This is a genomic window from Micromonospora sp. USAFONa4 (assembly GCF_057197825.1).
In genome coordinates this window covers 931,073-946,557 of record NZ_CM170072.1, presented here as the reverse complement: position 1 = coordinate 946,557, position 15,485 = coordinate 931,073, and the positions used below count along the sequence as shown (strand labels likewise).

Annotated in this window: 13 protein-coding genes; 10 read left to right on the top strand and 3 right to left on the bottom strand. The window is 73.6% G+C overall.

The annotated features are described in order from the left end of the window. Positions 1–77 precede the first annotated feature (77 nt). The 3 genes from AC0OO9_RS03630 to AC0OO9_RS03620 all read left to right on the top strand — a co-directional run bounded on the left by AC0OO9_RS03630 (position 78) and on the right by AC0OO9_RS03620 (position 5,057). The gene (locus AC0OO9_RS03630) at positions 78–3,359 is read left to right on the top strand and encodes an AfsR/SARP family transcriptional regulator (RefSeq protein WP_484515555.1); all 3,282 of its coding nucleotides are present in this window, start codon (positions 78–80) and stop codon (positions 3,357–3,359) included. A gap of 49 nt (positions 3,360–3,408) precedes the next feature. Further along, the gene (gene wrbA, locus AC0OO9_RS03625) at positions 3,409–4,050 is read left to right on the top strand and encodes an NAD(P)H:quinone oxidoreductase (RefSeq protein WP_484515553.1); all 642 of its coding nucleotides are present in this window, start codon (positions 3,409–3,411) and stop codon (positions 4,048–4,050) included. A 110-nt stretch (positions 4,051–4,160) separates the two neighbouring features. Further along, positions 4,161–5,057, top strand: a complete 897-nt coding sequence (locus tag AC0OO9_RS03620; protein WP_484515551.1) for an NAD(P)-dependent oxidoreductase — start codon at positions 4,161–4,163, stop codon at positions 5,055–5,057. Between the two features lie 161 nt (positions 5,058–5,218). Here AC0OO9_RS03620 and AC0OO9_RS03615 read toward each other — a convergent pair whose 3' ends face one another. Then, a complete protein-coding gene (locus tag AC0OO9_RS03615; RefSeq protein ID WP_484515550.1) occupies positions 5,219–6,052 on the bottom strand; it encodes an SGNH/GDSL hydrolase family protein in 834 nt (277 codons plus the stop codon). A 535-nt stretch (positions 6,053–6,587) separates the two neighbouring features. On the opposite strand from AC0OO9_RS03615, the gene AC0OO9_RS03610 reads away from it, so the two are divergent. Next, complete coding sequence (locus tag AC0OO9_RS03610; protein WP_484515548.1) at positions 6,588–7,640, top strand: S1 family peptidase; 1,053 nt, start codon at positions 6,588–6,590, stop codon at positions 7,638–7,640. An 82-nt stretch (positions 7,641–7,722) separates the two neighbouring features. On the opposite strand, the gene AC0OO9_RS03605 is transcribed toward AC0OO9_RS03610, so the two are convergent. Next, entirely contained in the window at positions 7,723–8,673 is a 951-nt protein-coding gene (locus AC0OO9_RS03605; RefSeq protein ID WP_484515546.1) for an acyltransferase domain-containing protein, read from the bottom strand. Between the two features lie 246 nt (positions 8,674–8,919). Between AC0OO9_RS03605 and AC0OO9_RS03600 the strand changes: the two genes are divergently transcribed. The 6 genes from AC0OO9_RS03600 to AC0OO9_RS03575 all read left to right on the top strand — a co-directional run bounded on the left by AC0OO9_RS03600 (position 8,920) and on the right by AC0OO9_RS03575 (position 12,399). Beyond that, positions 8,920–9,573: a hypothetical protein gene (locus AC0OO9_RS03600; RefSeq protein ID WP_484515544.1), complete on the top strand. Its 654-nt coding sequence runs from the start codon at positions 8,920–8,922 to the stop codon at positions 9,571–9,573. Positions 9,574–9,579: 6 nt separating this feature from the next. Next, positions 9,580–10,170 (top strand): MauE/DoxX family redox-associated membrane protein, encoded by a 591-nt coding sequence (locus AC0OO9_RS03595; protein WP_484515542.1) that lies wholly within the window; start codon positions 9,580–9,582, stop codon positions 10,168–10,170. Continuing rightward, on the top strand, positions 10,167–10,712 hold the full coding sequence (locus AC0OO9_RS03590; protein WP_484515540.1) for a hypothetical protein: 546 nt from the start codon (positions 10,167–10,169) through the stop codon (positions 10,710–10,712). The genes AC0OO9_RS03595 and AC0OO9_RS03590 overlap by 4 nt, the downstream gene beginning before the upstream one ends. Then, entirely contained in the window at positions 10,709–11,644 is a 936-nt protein-coding gene (locus tag AC0OO9_RS03585) for a peptidoglycan-binding domain-containing protein (protein WP_484515538.1), read from the top strand. The genes AC0OO9_RS03590 and AC0OO9_RS03585 overlap by 4 nt, the downstream gene beginning before the upstream one ends. Further along, positions 11,641–11,814 carry a hypothetical protein gene (locus tag AC0OO9_RS03580; protein ID WP_311412517.1) on the top strand — a complete coding sequence of 58 codons (174 nt, stop codon included), beginning with the start codon at positions 11,641–11,643 and terminating at the stop codon, positions 11,812–11,814. Before AC0OO9_RS03585 ends, AC0OO9_RS03580 begins: the two co-directional genes overlap by 4 nt. 81 nt (positions 11,815–11,895) lie before the next feature. Further along, the gene (locus tag AC0OO9_RS03575) at positions 11,896–12,399 is read left to right on the top strand and encodes a hypothetical protein (protein WP_484515536.1); all 504 of its coding nucleotides are present in this window, start codon (positions 11,896–11,898) and stop codon (positions 12,397–12,399) included. Positions 12,400–12,526: 127 nt separating this feature from the next. On the opposite strand, the gene AC0OO9_RS03570 is transcribed toward AC0OO9_RS03575, so the two are convergent. Then, entirely contained in the window at positions 12,527–15,397 is a 2,871-nt protein-coding gene (locus AC0OO9_RS03570) for an AfsR/SARP family transcriptional regulator (RefSeq protein ID WP_484515535.1), read from the bottom strand. Positions 15,398–15,485 lie beyond the last annotated feature (88 nt).

Here is a 15,485-nt window from a genome sequence, read left to right as displayed (position 1 = left end):
ACGCGTCGGCGCCGCGACCCGGTGGGCGTACCGACGGCCGACGGACGTGCGCGGGGCGGGACAGTCGACTGGCTAGTGTGAAAGTCGTGATGTTCGGGGTGCTGGGCGGGATCGCGGTCTGGACGTCGGACGGCAGGCCCGTCACCGTGCCCGGCCTGAAGGTTCGTGCTCTCCTGGCTGACCTGCTGCTGCACGAGGGGCGCCCGGTCTCCGCCGACCGGCTGATCGAGGATCTCTGGGGTGACGAGGCGCCGGGCAAGGCGCTCGGGGCGCTCCAGACCAAGGTGTCGCAGTTGCGCCGCGCGCTGGGGGCGGGTGAGGAGGGCGGTCGTGCGCTGGTCGAGTCCGGCGATGCCGGCTACCGGCTGCGGGCGTCGCCGGAGTCGGTCGACGCCGGTCGCTTCGCCGCGCTGGTAGCCCGTTCGCGCGCGCAGCGGGAGCCGGCGGGGCGGGCGGCGACGCTGACGGAAGCCCTGTCGCTGTGGCGCGGTTCGCCGTACGCCGACTTCAGGGACGAGCGGTTCGTGCGCCAGGCGGCCGAGCGGCTCGACGAACAGCGCCTGGCCGCGCTGGAGGACCTGGCCGAGGCCCGGCTCGATCTCGGTGAGCACCATCTGCTCGCCGGTGAGCTGGCCGACCTGGTCGCACGCCACCCGTGGCGTGAGCGGCTACGGGCCGCGCACCTGCGCGCCCTGTACGGTTCGGGACGGCAGCGTGAAGCCCTGTCCACGTACGAGCAGTTCCGTCGGCAGGTGCGCGACGAACTCGGCATCGATCCCGGCCGGGAGTTGGCCGAGCTGCATCGGGCGATCCTGCGCCAGGACCCCGCCCTGCGGCCGCCGGCACCGCCGTCGACTCCGGCCCGAACCAACCTGCCGGCCCCTGTGTCACCCGGTCCGTACGGCGGACTGATCGGGCGTGAGACGGCCGTCGAGACGGTACGGGAGCGGCTCACGAACGAGCGGCTGGTGACCCTGACCGGGATGGGCGGGGTGGGGAAGAGCCGGTTGGCGCTCGAGGCCGCCCGGGCGCTGGCCGACACGTTCCCCGCCGGGGTGTGGCTCGTCGAGCTGGCGGGCCAGCCGCACTGCGGCGGCCAGGCGACCTGCACCGAGCTCGTCGAGATGGTGGCGGCGACTCTGGAGATCCGGGACGACAGCCCGCCCGGCCTGCCAGGTGAGCGACCACGCGAGCCGATGGACCGGCTGGTCGCCGCGCTGCGGGACCGGCGGATGCTGCTGCTGCTCGACAACTGCGAACACGTGGTGGCACCGATCGCCGAACTGACCGAGAGCCTGCTCGGCGCCGCGGCCGACCTGCGCATCCTGGCGACGAGCCGCGAACCGCTCGGGATCCCCGGCGAGGTGGTCCTTCCGGTGCCGCCGCTGACCCTGCCGGAGCCGGGAGCCACCGCGGAGCAGATCGCCGACGCCCCGGCGGTCCGGCTCTTCGCCGCCCGCGCCCGCGCCACCGAGCCGGGGTTCACCGTCGACGCGCGGAACACGGACACGATCGCCACCATCTGCCGGCGCCTCGACGGCGTACCGCTGGCGCTGGAACTGGCCGCGTCCCGGCTGCCCGTGCTCGACCCGGGCGAGCTGGCGGCGCGGCTCGACGACCGTTTCCGGCTGCTGTCGTCCGGCCGGCGCACCGCGCCCGCGCGTCAGCAGGGGCTGCGCGCGATGATCGACTGGAGCTGGGAGCTGCTGTCGCCTCCCGAACGCGCGGTGCTGCGCCGGCTGGCGGTCTTCGCCGACGGCGCCACCCTGGCCGCCGCCGAGCAGGTGTGCCCGGGCGGGCAGGTGGCGTCGGACGACGTCCTCGACGTGCTGGCACGCCTGATCGACCGCTCGCTGGTCATGGTGCGGCACGGCGAGAGCCCGCGACGCTACCGGCTGCCGGAGACGGTGGCCGCGTACGGTCTCGAACAGCTCGACAGCGCCGGCGAACTGCGCGCGACCCGCCGCCGTCACGCCGCGTGCTTCGCGCGTCTCGCCGAGCGGGCCGCCCGGCGGCTACGTGGTCGCGAGCAGAGTCGCGCGCTGTGCGAACTCGACGCCGAGAACGCGAACCTCCGGGCGGCACTCGACGTCGCCGCCACCGACGGTCAGGCCCGCGTGGGCTTGGCGCTCGCCACCTCGTTGTGCTGGTACCGGCTGCTGCGGGGCCGGTTCGGGGAGATGAGCCGGTCCCTGCGGACGGCGTTGGACATCATTCCGGGCAGCGCGGACGACGCCGCACCGGACACCCTGCGGCGCCATGCGGACATGTGGCTGACCGCCCTCGCCACCCGCGACGGTGACCCGACCGCCCCCCGGCAGCGGATCCTGGAGCGCTACCGGGACGCCGACCGGCCGGAGAAGGCGTTCGCGCAGTGGTTGTTCGCCTCCATGATGCTCGGCTCCGGTGATCCGGGGGAGGCCGCCGACCTGGTCGACGCGGCGCTGGCGGCCTTCCGCGCCGACGGGGACCAGTGGGGCATCGCTGCCGCCTGCGCCACCCGGGCGGACCTCGCGCTCGTACACCGCAGCGACCTGCCCGCCGCGCAGCGTGACTGCGAGACCAGCCGGTCGCTGTTCGGGCAACTGGGCGACCGCTGGGGACAGGTGCATCCGACGAGCCTGTTGGGAACCCTGGCCGAGATCCACGGCGACTACGACCTGGCCGCCGCACACTACCGGGAGGCGCTGCGCACCGCCGAACACCTGCGGCTGTGGACGTCGGTGTCGCGGCAGCTGGCCTGTCTCGGTCGGCTCGCCCTGTTGCGCGGCGACCTCGACGAGGCAGCCGCCAGTCACGACCGCGCGCTACGGGTCGCGCGGGAACAGTCCAGCCGATCCGCCGCCGCCTTCGCCGGCACGGGCCTGGCGATGATCGCGCGACGGCGGGGCGACCTCGACGCCGCCGAGGCCCAGCAGCACGACCTGCTCGACTGGAACCGGCACGCCGGCTACCTGCCAGGCTGCGCGCTCGCGCTGGCCGAGTTGGGGTTCGTCGCGGAGCACCGTGGCGACGCCGTCCGCGCCGAGCGCCGCCACCGTGAGTCGCTCGACGCGGCGCGCGCCGCCGGAGACCACCGGGCGGTCGCCCTGGCCCTCGAAGGGCTGGCCGGGGCCACCAGCCTCGGCAGTGACCAGCGCCGAGCCGCGCGGCTGCTCGGCGCGGCCCGCACGCTGCGCGAGGCCGCCGGAGCGCCGCTGCCCCCCGGAGAACGGCACGACGTCCAGCGCGTGACCGGCCGCCTCCTGGAGGCGCTCGGCGGCGAGGAACTCGCTGCCGAGATGAGCCGCGGCGCGCAGCTCGACCTCGACGACTCGGCGTTCAGCGGCCTCGGTCAGGCGACGGTCAGCAGACGGTAAGCCTGCTCGGCACGGTTGACCGAGAACCGAGCCGACCCAGGAGGCAACCGTGCAGACCGATGCCAGGATCGCCGTCATCTACTACTCCGCCACCGGCACCGTGCACCGGGTCGCGCAGGCGTTCGTCGACGGCGCGGCCGACGCCGGTGCGGAGGTCCGCCTGCGCCGGGTGGCGGAGTTGGCGCCGGCGCAGGTCGTCGATGCCAGACCGCAGTGGCGGGCCCACCTCGACGCCACCGCCGATGTCCCGCTCGCCACCCTGGACGACCTCCGGTGGGCCGACGGGTACGCCTTCGGCACGCCGACCCGGTTCGGGAACGTCTGCTCCCAGCTGCGCCAGTTCCTCGACACCACGACCGCCCCCTGGCAGGCGGAGGAACTGGCCGACAAGCCGGCGACCGGCTTCACCGCCACCTACGAGGAGCACGGTGGGCAGGAGGCGACCCTGCTCAGCCTCTACCAGACCTTCCACCACTGGGGAGCGGTCATCCTGCCCACCGGCTACCTGAACTACGACACCGCGCACGCCGCCGGCGGCAACCCGTACGGCGTCAGCCTCGTGGAGAGCCGCGCCGGCCGGGATCCCGGGTACGCCCGGGCCGTCCTCGAGACGGCCCGCTTCCAGGGTGCGCGCCTCACCCGCATGGCAGCCGCGGTCGCCGCCGTCCGCGCGGAGCGCCAGCCCGGCTAGCAGCCCGCGACGGGAGCAGTACGGCGTGCGGGACGAGACCGTGCATGGCGACGAAGGGCTCGCGTTACCTGACGCGCCACTACCACCTGAGTGTGAGACGAGAGGAAATCATGCTGACAACGACCACAGCCGATTCGACCAACCGGGCCAGCCAGGTCACCGTGCTCGGCCTCGGTGACATGGGATCGGCGATCGCCAGGACGTTCCTCGACCGTGGACACCGTACGACGGTCTGGAACCGGACCGCGCGCAGGGCCCTGCCGCTGGTCGACGCCGGCGCCACGGCCGCCCCGACCGCCGCGGAGGCGGCGGCCGCGAGCCCGCTCGTCGTGGTGTGTCTGCTCGACGGCGCAGCGGTCGACGAGGTGCTCGGCTCCGTGGACGCCGCAGTCGCGGGCAAGGCGCTGGTGAACCTGACGAGCGGCTCGCCTCAGCAGGCACGGGCCAACGATCGCTGGGCGAGAGCGCGCGGCGCCGAGTACCTCGACGGCAAGATCATGGGAGATCCGCCGTACGTCGGTACGCCGCACGTCATGTTCCCGTTCAGCGGTTCCCGCACCGCCTTCGAGGCACACGGGCCGACGCTGCGGGAGTTGGGCACCGTCGTCTACCACGGGGAGGAGGCCGGCTCGGCCGCCGTGGAGTTCATGGCGCAGGTCGCGATGGGCTACGAGATCCTCATCGGGTTCCTGCACACGCTCAGGCTGGTGCAGGCCGAAGGGGTCGACGTGGCGGAGTTCGCGGAGCGTGCCGCCAACAACGTGGCCGCGCTGCCACCGCTGTTGACGTCGATCGGCAAGGCGGTCAGGGCCGGTGATTACCCACCGGATCTCGGCCCGCTCAACGTCCAGGCCGCGCTGATGGACGACCTGATCGGCCACCGGGAATCCATCGGCGTGGAGGCCGTGCGGATGCGGGAGGTCAAGGGCCTGATGGACCGCCGGATCGCTGACGGCTTCGGCACTCAGGGATTCTCGAGCCTGTTCGAGCTGGTGGCGAAGCCCTGACGGCGGCCTTCCCGGCGCCCGGGGGAGACGCTGCGGCCCGTGCGGCGTCGTTCCAGGTAGGGCGTGCGTCCAGGGGCTGGGTGGGGGAGTCCGGACGCCGGGATGGGGTCTCCGGTGCGGGTATGTTCGGGGGGAACAGGCCCGAACCGGAGACCTCGCGGCTACGCCTTGGCGCCGGCCTTCTTGGCGGTGGCGGACTGGCCGACCGCCTGGCTGAACACCGGGAGGTAACCGAGGGACTGCCCGGTCGCCATCGGGTGGTACGAGTTCGACAGGTTCAGGATGTCGACGGCGTGGATCCACTTGTTGCCGCTGCAGATCTGGTGTCCGACGAAGATGCCGCGTACGTCGGCGAAGGTGAACCCGGCGCGGGCCGCGGCGGCGGCGATCAGGCTGTCGGCCAGGTTGATGCCCTCGTTGACCTTCGCGCGGGCCGCCTCGCCGATGCCGAGGCAGACCGTGCCGAGCTGGTAGAAGACCGGGTAGCTCAGCACCACGACCTTCGCGTTCGGGGCCTTGCTGCGGATCGCGGCGTAGGCCCGGTCGAGCAGGCCGGGGAGGTTCGCCCGGGCCTGCACCTGGGCCGCGTCCACCGCGGCGATGCAGGCGCTGGAGCCCTGGAGGGCGCAGGTGCTCATGATGGTGCCGAACCCGGCGTCGTTGCCGCCGATGGTGATGCTGACCAGGGTGGTCTGTGCGCTGAGCGCGGCGACCTGGGAGTTGATCACGTCGGTCGTCTTCGCGCCGCCGCAGGCCACCGACTTGTAGGAGGCCGGCGCGTTGGCCGCCGCCCAGAGGGCGGAGAACGCCTTGGTGCTGCGCTTGCAGGAGCCGCTCTCCGTGGTGTAGCTGCCGGCGCCGACACCTGAGGCGTACGAGTCGCCGAGCGCCACGTAGTGGTGGCCGGCGGCCTGCGCCGGGCTGGCCAGCCCCAGTACCGCGAGTGTCGCGGAGAGGACGCCTGCGAGCAGGCTCAGCGTTCGGGATCTGGTCATGTACCCCTCCAAGGTCACCGGTTGGTGAACGATTAATAGCACTACATCGATGTTTAGGGATAGGTGCAGATCGACTCGATGTGGCGATCGGGTGGAATTGAGGGGTGGGCTCGGCGCGGGGCCGGGCCCACCCCTGCCCAGGACGCCGGATCCGGTGACCTGGCCGTCGATGTTGCGGGGGGCGTCGACGTGTGCGGTGCGGCCGAGCCGTCAGCGCCACGGGTTTTTTCGATGTCGTGGCCGTGTCCCGCCATCCGGTCGTGGCGGGTGAAGGGAGCCGGCCGGTGGGTCGCCAGTCGGGCTTGCTGACCTGCCAAGCCGCAGCGAATAGCGACTAATCGCCGCAGGCGCCACTCGTCGGGCTCTCCGGACCCAAGGTGTGAGAAGCGGCCGAGTCAGGCCAACCGTCACTCTTGCAATCAATGTGAATTCCATGAATAGATCGAACGCCTCCGGTCGGGTGAGCCTCACCAACCGATCGGGTGCCCGGGGCTACCTGACAGGCAGCCCGTGCTCAGCTCCATGGAGGTACCACATGCGACACTCCGGGTCATCGCTGCGCCGCGTCACCGCACTCTCGGTGGCCGGCGCGCTGGTCGTCGGCACGTTGACCAGCAGTCCCGCTCAGGCAGCACCCGCGACGCCCGCTTCCCCCGACCAGGCCACCGCGCTCGCCGCCGCACTCGGCGACCGCTCCGGCGGGGCGTACGCCGGGGCCGACGGCGCCATGGTCGTCACCGTGACCGACGACGCCGCTGCCCGCAAGGTCCGCGCGGCCGGCGCGACCCCGAAGCTCGTCGCCCGAGGTGCGAAGGACCTCGCCCGGGCCACCGCCGCGCTGGACAGCGCCGCGCGGGTGCCCGGCACCGCCTGGTGGACCGACCCGGCGACCAACCAGGTCGTGGTCTCCGTCGACAGCACGGTGACCGGCGCGAAGCTGGACCGCGTCGAGGCCGTCGCGGAGCGGCTCGGCGGTACCGTCCGCATCCAGCGGGAGGCCGGCACGCTCAGCACCCGGGCCGCCGGTGGCGAGGCCATCTACGCCGAGGGCGGCGGCCGCTGCTCGCTCGGCTTCAACGTCCGCAGCGGCGACACCCACTACTTCCTCACCGCCGGGCACTGCACCGACATCACCGCCAACTGGTACGCCGACTCCGGGCAGGGCAACCTGCTCGGCACCGGTGGCACCGGCAGCTTCCCCGGCAACGACTACGGCATCGTGCAGCACACCAACCCGGCCGCCGCCGACGGCAGCGTCTACCTCTACGACGGCACCACCCGCGACATCACCGGCGCGGGCGACGCCTTCGTCGGGCAGTCGGTGCAGCGTTCCGGCAGCACCACCGGCCTGCACGGCGGCGCGGTCGAGGCGACCAACGCCACGGTGAACTACGCCGAGGGCAGCGTCAGCGGGCTGATCCGCACCACGGTCTGCGCGGAGCCGGGCGACAGCGGCGGCGCGCTCTTCAGCGGCAGTACCGCCCTGGGCCTGACCTCCGGTGGCAGCGGCAACTGCTCCTCCGGCGGAACCACCTACTTCCAGCCGGTCACCGAGGCGCTGAGCGTCTACGGGGTGGAGATCGTCTGACAGTCGCGACAGCAGCGGGGCCGCCGGACACCGGCGGCCCCGCTGCTGTTCCCGGGCCGCCGTGTCCGGCCGACGGGTGCGGCTAGAACGGGAAGCGGCCGCGGCGCCACTGCCAGTGGCGGCCGGCCTTCAGGTGGTCGACGACCGCGCGCTGGAGCACGGTGCGGCGCGGCAGCTCGTCGAGCGGCGTGGTCAGGGTGCGGAACACGAACCGCAGCACCTCGACGTCGGCGTCCAGCCCCTCCGGATCCGGCTCCTCGTGGGGCTCCAGCTCGAATCGCCGCTGGAACCGGGCGATGTGGGAGTCCCCGGGCAGGTACTCCAGCAGCTGCGGATCCAGCAGCCACGAGCCGCAGGAGAACGCCGTGTGGCGCTCGTCGGGGAAGTGGCGCGGGAAGAACGCCCGGGCCTCGTCGAGCGACGCAGTGACCGACTCCGGGGTCAGCGGCCCCGACTCGGGGATGTGCAGGGCGATGCTGGTGTCGCCGCGCTGGTGTTGCAGCCGGCCCAGCTCGTAGAGGCCGCCGCGGGCGTGCAGCGTCAGCCAGCTCTGCATGACCGGCCAGCCCTCGCGGCGCATCCGCCGGTCGATCGCGAGGTTGCGGCCCAGGTCCGCGAGGGTCGCCCACGACACGGCGTCGGCGATGCCGTGCTCGCGGTGGTATCCCCTGACGACGTCGACCAGGGCCAGGTACGCGTACACGTAGAGGTGCCGCCAGGCGGGGCCCCGGTCGCGCGGCAGCACGGGACCGGGCGGCAGCCAGGCGTGGCCCCCGAGATCGGCGCGGACCAGGGCGATCGACTGGTCGAGCAGCCAGCGCAGCTCCGGAGTCCACAGCGGAGAGTCGGGGTCGGGCCAGCCTGCCATGATCTCGGCGGCGTCGTCCGGCCGCACCGCGAGCCGGTCGAGGAGCGCGGGCGCGCCGGCTCTGGCGGGCAGCGGGGCCGACGGCCGGTCGCCGGCGAGCCGGTGCAGGCGGTCGAGGTCCTCGACGGGGACGCCGAGCCGGGCGGCGGTGTCGTCCAGATCCACGCGGACGACCCTACCGGCCGGTCGGCGTCCTACCTGGTCCGTGCCGCTCGGGTCGGGCGGCGCGCGTCCGCAGTGCCCGCGCGCCGGGCCGGGACTGTCACCACCCGGTGACAGCAATCGACCTTGTCATATATTTACAGATCCGTATACCGTGCCGTTGGTAAGTTCCGGACCCGGACGAAGGGCGGGCGCATGGCATCCAGTGGGGCGCCGGTGACGCATCGGGCGATCGACCAGGGTCGGTTCATGCTCGATGGCTCACTCGACCTCAGCGCACCGTTCACCTCCGTGGCCGACGTGACGATCGGCGGCCGACTGCACGAGTTCACGGCCGGCGCGGTCGGGCTCGCGGACGACGTGGCCCGGACGCTCGGCGTCGAGACGTTCGACGAGGAACTCACCTACCAGGGCGGCACGCTGGCGACCGCGCGCATCCGGTCCTACGACCCGCAGATCCAGCTGGCCGAGGAGCGGCTCGTGGCGGTCTGGCGGGGAAGACGGCACTGCTTCTTCACGGAGATGTACGGCGCGTCGACCACCGATCTGCTCGGGGTGTTGCGGACGCTGCGCGTCGAGGAGCACGACGACGGGCTGGCCCTGCGCCCGGCCTCGAAGACCGGGGCCGAGTTCGCCGAACCCGCCACCGTCCTCAAGGAGATCCCCGGGCTCGGCCTGCTGGAGATCGCACCGCTCACCAAGCAGCGTGCCGGACAGCTGCCCTCCTGGCGCGGCCTGCAGACGCGGGCGGGCGAGCTCTTCCGGGACGTCCTGCCCGACGGGCAGCCCTATTTCGTGCTGGCGGCGGCGGACGCCTGGCTCAGCCTGGTGCCGTTCGGCGACACGGCCGTGGAGCAGGTGCCCACCCTGGTCGACCGGCTCCGCGTCCAGACGGTCCGGTAGGCCGGGATGTCCGGGCTGCTGGCCGGCGTGGCCACGTACACCGTCCTGTTCACCCTGCTCGTCAGCACCGCCGAGCACCTGTCACGGCCGGCGGCGCTCGCCCGGGCCCTGGCCGCGCACCGGGTGCTTCCGGCTCCGGTCGCGGTCGCCGTCGTCGCCATCGCCGGCGAGGGACTGCTCGCCGGCGCCGGGATCGTGGCGCTGCTCCACCCCGCCGGCGGGCGCCTGCTCGCCGCCGTCCTCGTCGGCAGCGGCGCGCTACTCGCCCTCTACGCCGGCTACGGCCTGTATGTGCGCTCGACCGGGCGCGCCGGGTCGTGCGGATGCTCCCGGGTGGAACTGCCGATGACCGGTTGGGTGGTGGCACGGGCGGCGATCCTCGCCGGGCTGGCGCTGCTCGCGCTGGCGCTGTCCGGCTCGATCGTCGCGCCGGACCGGGCCGACGCCGCGCTCGCCGTCGTGCTGCTGGCCTCCACCACGTTCACCACGCTGCTGTGGCACCTGCCCGCCGCGATGTACGAGCCGGCGACGGCGACAGCCGGGCGGCCCACGACCCGCCGGTCCATCGGCACGACAGAGGGAGGCATTGCCGGATGAGCTTCCAGACCAGCGCACTGATCCTGAGCTGGATCGCGATCCTCCTGCTGGCCTTCACGGTCTCGGGCCTGGTACGCCAGGTGCACGCGCTGTCGAGCGGGGCGGTCCAGCGCCGTCCCGAGTCGGTCGGCCTGCGGCCCGGCGCACCGGCCCCCGGATTCGCCCGGCTGGCGCCGGCGGCCCCGACGGTTCCGCTGGTGCTGCTCTTCCTGGAGCCCGACTGCGGGACGTGCACCGAGGTGCTGGCCGAGGCGGGCGAGCACGCCCGCCCCGGCCTGGAGTTCCGGGTCCTCTACCGGGAGGGCCCCCCGGCGCGGGCGGCGGAGCTGCCGATCACCGTGCTCGGCGGGCAGGCGGAACTGTTCGAGCGGTACGACGCCCTCGCCACGCCGTTCGCCACCGTCGTCGACGCGGCCGGGCGGGTGCTCCGCGCCGAGCCGATCGGCTCCCGGGCGGCACTGCACCGCCTGCTCGACGAAGTCGACAGCCCACCCGGCGGCCCCGCACCGGCGGTCGCCACGAATCAGGGAGATCGGGCATGACCGGTATCGACACGGTGCCCTGGTTGCGCGGGGACGACCCGGGGACCGGCGCCGCCGTCCGGCGGGTGCCGGCGCAGCCGGGCGGCCGCAGGCGCGCGGGCTGGGCGCTGTCGCGACGCACCCTGCTCCGGGCGGGCACCGCGGTGGGCATGGCCGCGCTCAGCGTGTTCCCGGCGGCCCGCCGCGCGTACGCCGACGGCTACACGATCTATGCCGGGTGCCCGACGTACGCCAGCGACCACAACTGCTCACCGGGGTGCGGCCCGAGCACGATCTTCGCGGACTCCTGCAACACCAGCGGGACGTACGCCGGCTTCCACAAGAACGACGGCGTCACGTGGATCCTGCGACCGAACCAGTGCTACGGCGGCACCTACGACGGCTGGCTGTGGGCGTACAACGGGGCGTGCGGCGCCTGCGCGTGCTCGGTCGAACGCCGGTGCCACGACGGGTACAAGAAGACCAGCTCGGGCTGGGTGAAGTCGATCTGCCGCTGGAACACCAAGTGCGGATGCCTGGGCACGGCCAACTGGCCCACCACCCGGCGGAGCAACACCGGGGTGAACGTCTACACCGTGCAGCACCTGCTGACCGCCCGCGGGCACGCGACCGAGATCGACGGGATCTTCGGCGGCGACACGGAGGCGAAGGTGAAGAGCTTCCAGGCGGCGGCCGGCCTCGGGGCCACCGGTGTCGTCGACGCGACCACCTGGCCGAAGCTCGTGAGCACGGTCCGCTCCGGTAACAGCGGCCACGTCGTCAGCGCGGCACAGCGCCAGCTGAACAGGCGCGGCTACGCGCTGGTGGTCGACGGGTCCTTCGGCCCGGCGACGGACAGCGCGGCGCGCGACTTCCAGCGGCAGAACGGGCTTACGGTCGACGGGGTCGTCGGGGTGAACTCCTGGCGGACGCTGACCGGCGCCGCCGTATGACCCGGACACTGCCAGGGCACGCCCGGGCGGCACTACGCCGGGCGGGCGACCCTCTCGTACCCCTGCTGCTGCTCGCCGTCGGTGCGCTCGCCGCCGCCGCGTACGGGCACGTGCTCACCTGGGCGATGATCGGAGGGCTCGCGGGTTACACGCTCTCCGGTTCCGTTTGAACGCACAACAGCGCGCACGCGCTGGCCTCGCCCGGGTGGCGGGATCGAGATCGGCAGGGCGTCGTCCTCACCCTGTTCGTCGTGGGGTTGATCGTCGGCGGCCTGCTCAGCGGATCGGTGCTGGGGTTGCTCTCCGGCCTGTCCGCTCCCTTGCCCGTCCCGTGGCGGTACGCGGGCATCGTGGCGGTGGCGGTGCTGGGGCTGCTCCGCGAGGTGGGTCTGGTGCCGATCCGGCTGCCGCAGAACGCCCGGCAGGTGCCGCAGGACGTGCTCCAGCGCAGCCTGCGCCGTGGGGCGCTGCAGTTCGGCTTCGAGATGGGCACCGGGGTGCGCACCTACGTCTCGGCGAGCGCTCCGTACGTGCTGGCGGTCGCTCTGCTCCTCGGCGGCCAGCGCCTGCACGTCGCGATGCTCGCCGGGGTCGGATTCGGCGTCGGACGCGCGATGACCCCGCTGGCCCGCCGCGCCGCCGGCACCGGCGACAGGTGGGACGCCGACCTGCGGGTGCGGATCCGGACGATCACCGTCACGGCGGGCGTCGTACTCGTGATCGCCCTCGGCCTGCTGGCCGTGCGCCAGTTCTGAACGCGGCGCGACATCACGACGCCGTCCACCGCGACGGTCAGTCACGACCGGCCGCGCACGTGTCCTGCCGGCCGGGGCCCGCGCGGCCGTCGCCTCGACCCGGCCGGGGGGCGCACCCGGCGGGGGATCACCGTCCCGCTGCGCCCTCGTCCGGCCACGTCCCGGACAGGTGCCTGCTGGCCGGCGTCGGCGGCTGCGGGAACCCGGGGACCGAACGGAGTCGGGCGCGGACGAGGTCGATGTCGGGGTGACCGAGGTCGGACAGGACGCACAGGGCGTCGGCCCAGGCGGCATTGGCCCGTCCCGGCTCGTCCGCGGCCAGCAGGGCGTCGCCCAGTCGGACGAGGGTCTCGGCCCGCAGGTACCGCTCGCCCGTGTGCTGGAAGAGCAGGAGGGCCTGCCGGTAGCACTCGATGGCCCTGCCGTGGTGCCCGAGGTGGTGGTGGGCGTAGCCGAGGCTGTCCCAGACGTTGGCCTGGCCGTGGCAGTCGCCGAGCCGGCCCATCAGCGTCAGGGCCTGGTGGCAGTAGACGAGGGTCTGGTGGTGGTTGCCGAGCAGCGCGTGGCTCCAGCCGAGCGCGTTGAGCGATTCCGCGTACCCGTCCGGGTGCCCGGCCCTGGCGTACAGCCCGAGCGCCCGCCGCAGGTGCGGTAGCGACTCGCGGTGCCGGCCGCGCTGGTTGAGGATGAAGCCGAGGCCGCCGTGGACGCGCGCCTCTGCCACCGGGTCGCCGAGTTCCTCGCAGAGGGTGAGGGCCACCCGCAGGTGGGCGTGCGCCTCGTCGTGGCGACCCAACCGGAAGTAGGCCCGTGCGAGGCCCCGGTGCAGGTGCGCCTGTCCGTCCTTGTCGCCGGCGTGCCGCGCCGCGCCCAGCGCGGTGTGCTGGACGGCCGCCTGGTCGTGCCAGTAGCCCTGCCGGCTGAAGAAGGTGTTGAGGATCCAGGCCAGCCGCCAGGCGTGGGCGGTGTGCCGGGTGGCGGCGGCCAGCTGGACGCTGGCGACCAGGGCGGAACGCTCGGCCACGAACCACGCCAGTGCCTCGGCGGCGGTGGCGAAGGTCGTGGGCGTGACGCCGGAACGGGGCGCGGCGAGCGTGAGCGGCTCCCGGTGGGGCTCCAGCATCCGGGCGGCGGCGTGTGCGGTGTGCAGGTAGTGGTCGAGGACCCGGTGCGTCGCGCCGTCCCGCTCCGACCGGCCGTCGAGGCTGTCCGCCAGCTCGGCGGCGTAGGCGCGGAGCAGGTCGTGGGCGGCGTACCGGCCGGCGGTGTGCTCGGCGAGCAGGTGGTTGTCGGTCAGCTCGGTGAGCAGGGCCCGCGCCTGCCGCACCGGCACGCCGCTCATGCTCGCCGCGCTCTGCACGGTGATGTCGGTGCCGGGGTGCGACCCGATCAGCCGGAAGGCCCGCGCGGCCTCGCCGCCGAGCGCCCGGTAGGAGCAGGAGAAGATGCTGCGCAGGTTGGTGGTCGGGTCGTTCGCGGCGAAGGCGTCGAGGCCGCCGCGTGCCTCACGCAGCTCGCCGGTCAGCACCGCCAGGGCGACGTCGGGCCGCATCACGGCGTGGGCGGCCACGACGGACAGCGCCAGGGGAAGCCGGGCGCACAGGTCGACGATCTCGTCGGCGGCCGCGGGTTCGGCCGACAGCCGGTGCCGTCCGAGCCGGCCGGCCAGCAGGCTCCGCGCCTCACCACGGTCCAGCAGGTCCAGCCGCAGCGGCGTGGCACCCTCGGCGGCGACCAGACCGACCAGCGCGTCGCGGCTGGTCACCACCACCAGGCACGAGGCCGCCCCGGGCAGCAGGGGGCGGACCTGTTCGGCATTGCGGGCGTTGTCCAGCAGGACGAGCATCCGTCTGCCGGCCAGCAGCGTGCGGTACAACGCCGCCTGCGCCTGCGGCTGCGGTGGCATCCGGTCGGCGGTCACGCCGAGAGCGTCGAGGAGACCGCGGACGGCCTCGGCGGGAGCCGTCGCCTCGCCGGTGGGCTCGAAGCCGCGCAGGTTCACGTACAGGTTTCCGTCGGGGAACCGCCCGGCGACGCGGTGCGCCCAGTGCACGACCAGTGCGGTCTTGCCGACCCCCGCGGTACCCGAGACGGTGACGATCGTGGACGCCGCTGCGGGCTGCCGCCCCGGCAGGTGCGCGTCGAGGCGGGCGAGGTGCTCCGCCCGACCCACGAATCCCGGGGTGTCGGGAGGCAGCTGGGCCGGCGTCGGGTGCGCAAGGGCCACCGACGCCGGGTGCCGACCGTGCGGCGCGTCCAGGTCGTCGCGCAGGATCGCCTGGTGCAGCGTCCGCAGTTCGGGCCCCGGATCGACACCGAGTTCCTCGGCGAGCCGCCGACGGACGACCGCGTACTGCACGAGGGCGTCGGCTCCCCGGCCCACCGCGTAGAGGGCGTGCATCAGCGCCGCGGTCACCGACTCCACGAGCGGATAGTCACCCACCAGTTCGGTGAGCCGACTGATCACCGGTTCCGGGTTCGCCACCCGCAACTCGGCGTACGCCCAGGTGACGACGGCCTCCGGGTAGTGCTGCCGCCAGCTCTCCCTGGTCCGCGCGGCCCAGGACCCCGACAGTCCCGCCAGTGGTTCGCCCCGCCACAGCGCGAGCGCCTCCCGCAGCAACGACGCCCGCCGGGCGTCCGGGCATTCCGGCTCCTTGGCCTGGGCGAGCAGGCTGCGGAACCGGTGTACGTCCACCCGGTCGGCGGCGACCTCGAGCACGTATCCGCCCGGCCGCCACACCAGCGCGGGCGGCTCACCGACGTCCACGAGGTGCAGGGCCTGCCGGATCCGGGTGACGTGCGCGTGCAGCGACTGCCGCGCGCCCCGTGGCGGGCTGTCCCCCCACACCCGGTCCAACAGGGTCTGCGGCGTCACCGACCGTCCGGCGTCCACGAGCAGCGCCGCCAGCACGGCGCGCTGCCTCGGCTGCCCGGCCGGCAGTCGCCGGTCGTCCGCCCAGATCTCCACCGGCCCCAGTACGCGAAAGTCGGCCACGAATCCCCCAAAGCGGCATCGCGATCGTCGCCCACCGGTCGCCCGCATCGATGCACAAGAATTTCACAAGCCGTCGACCCCACGCCAC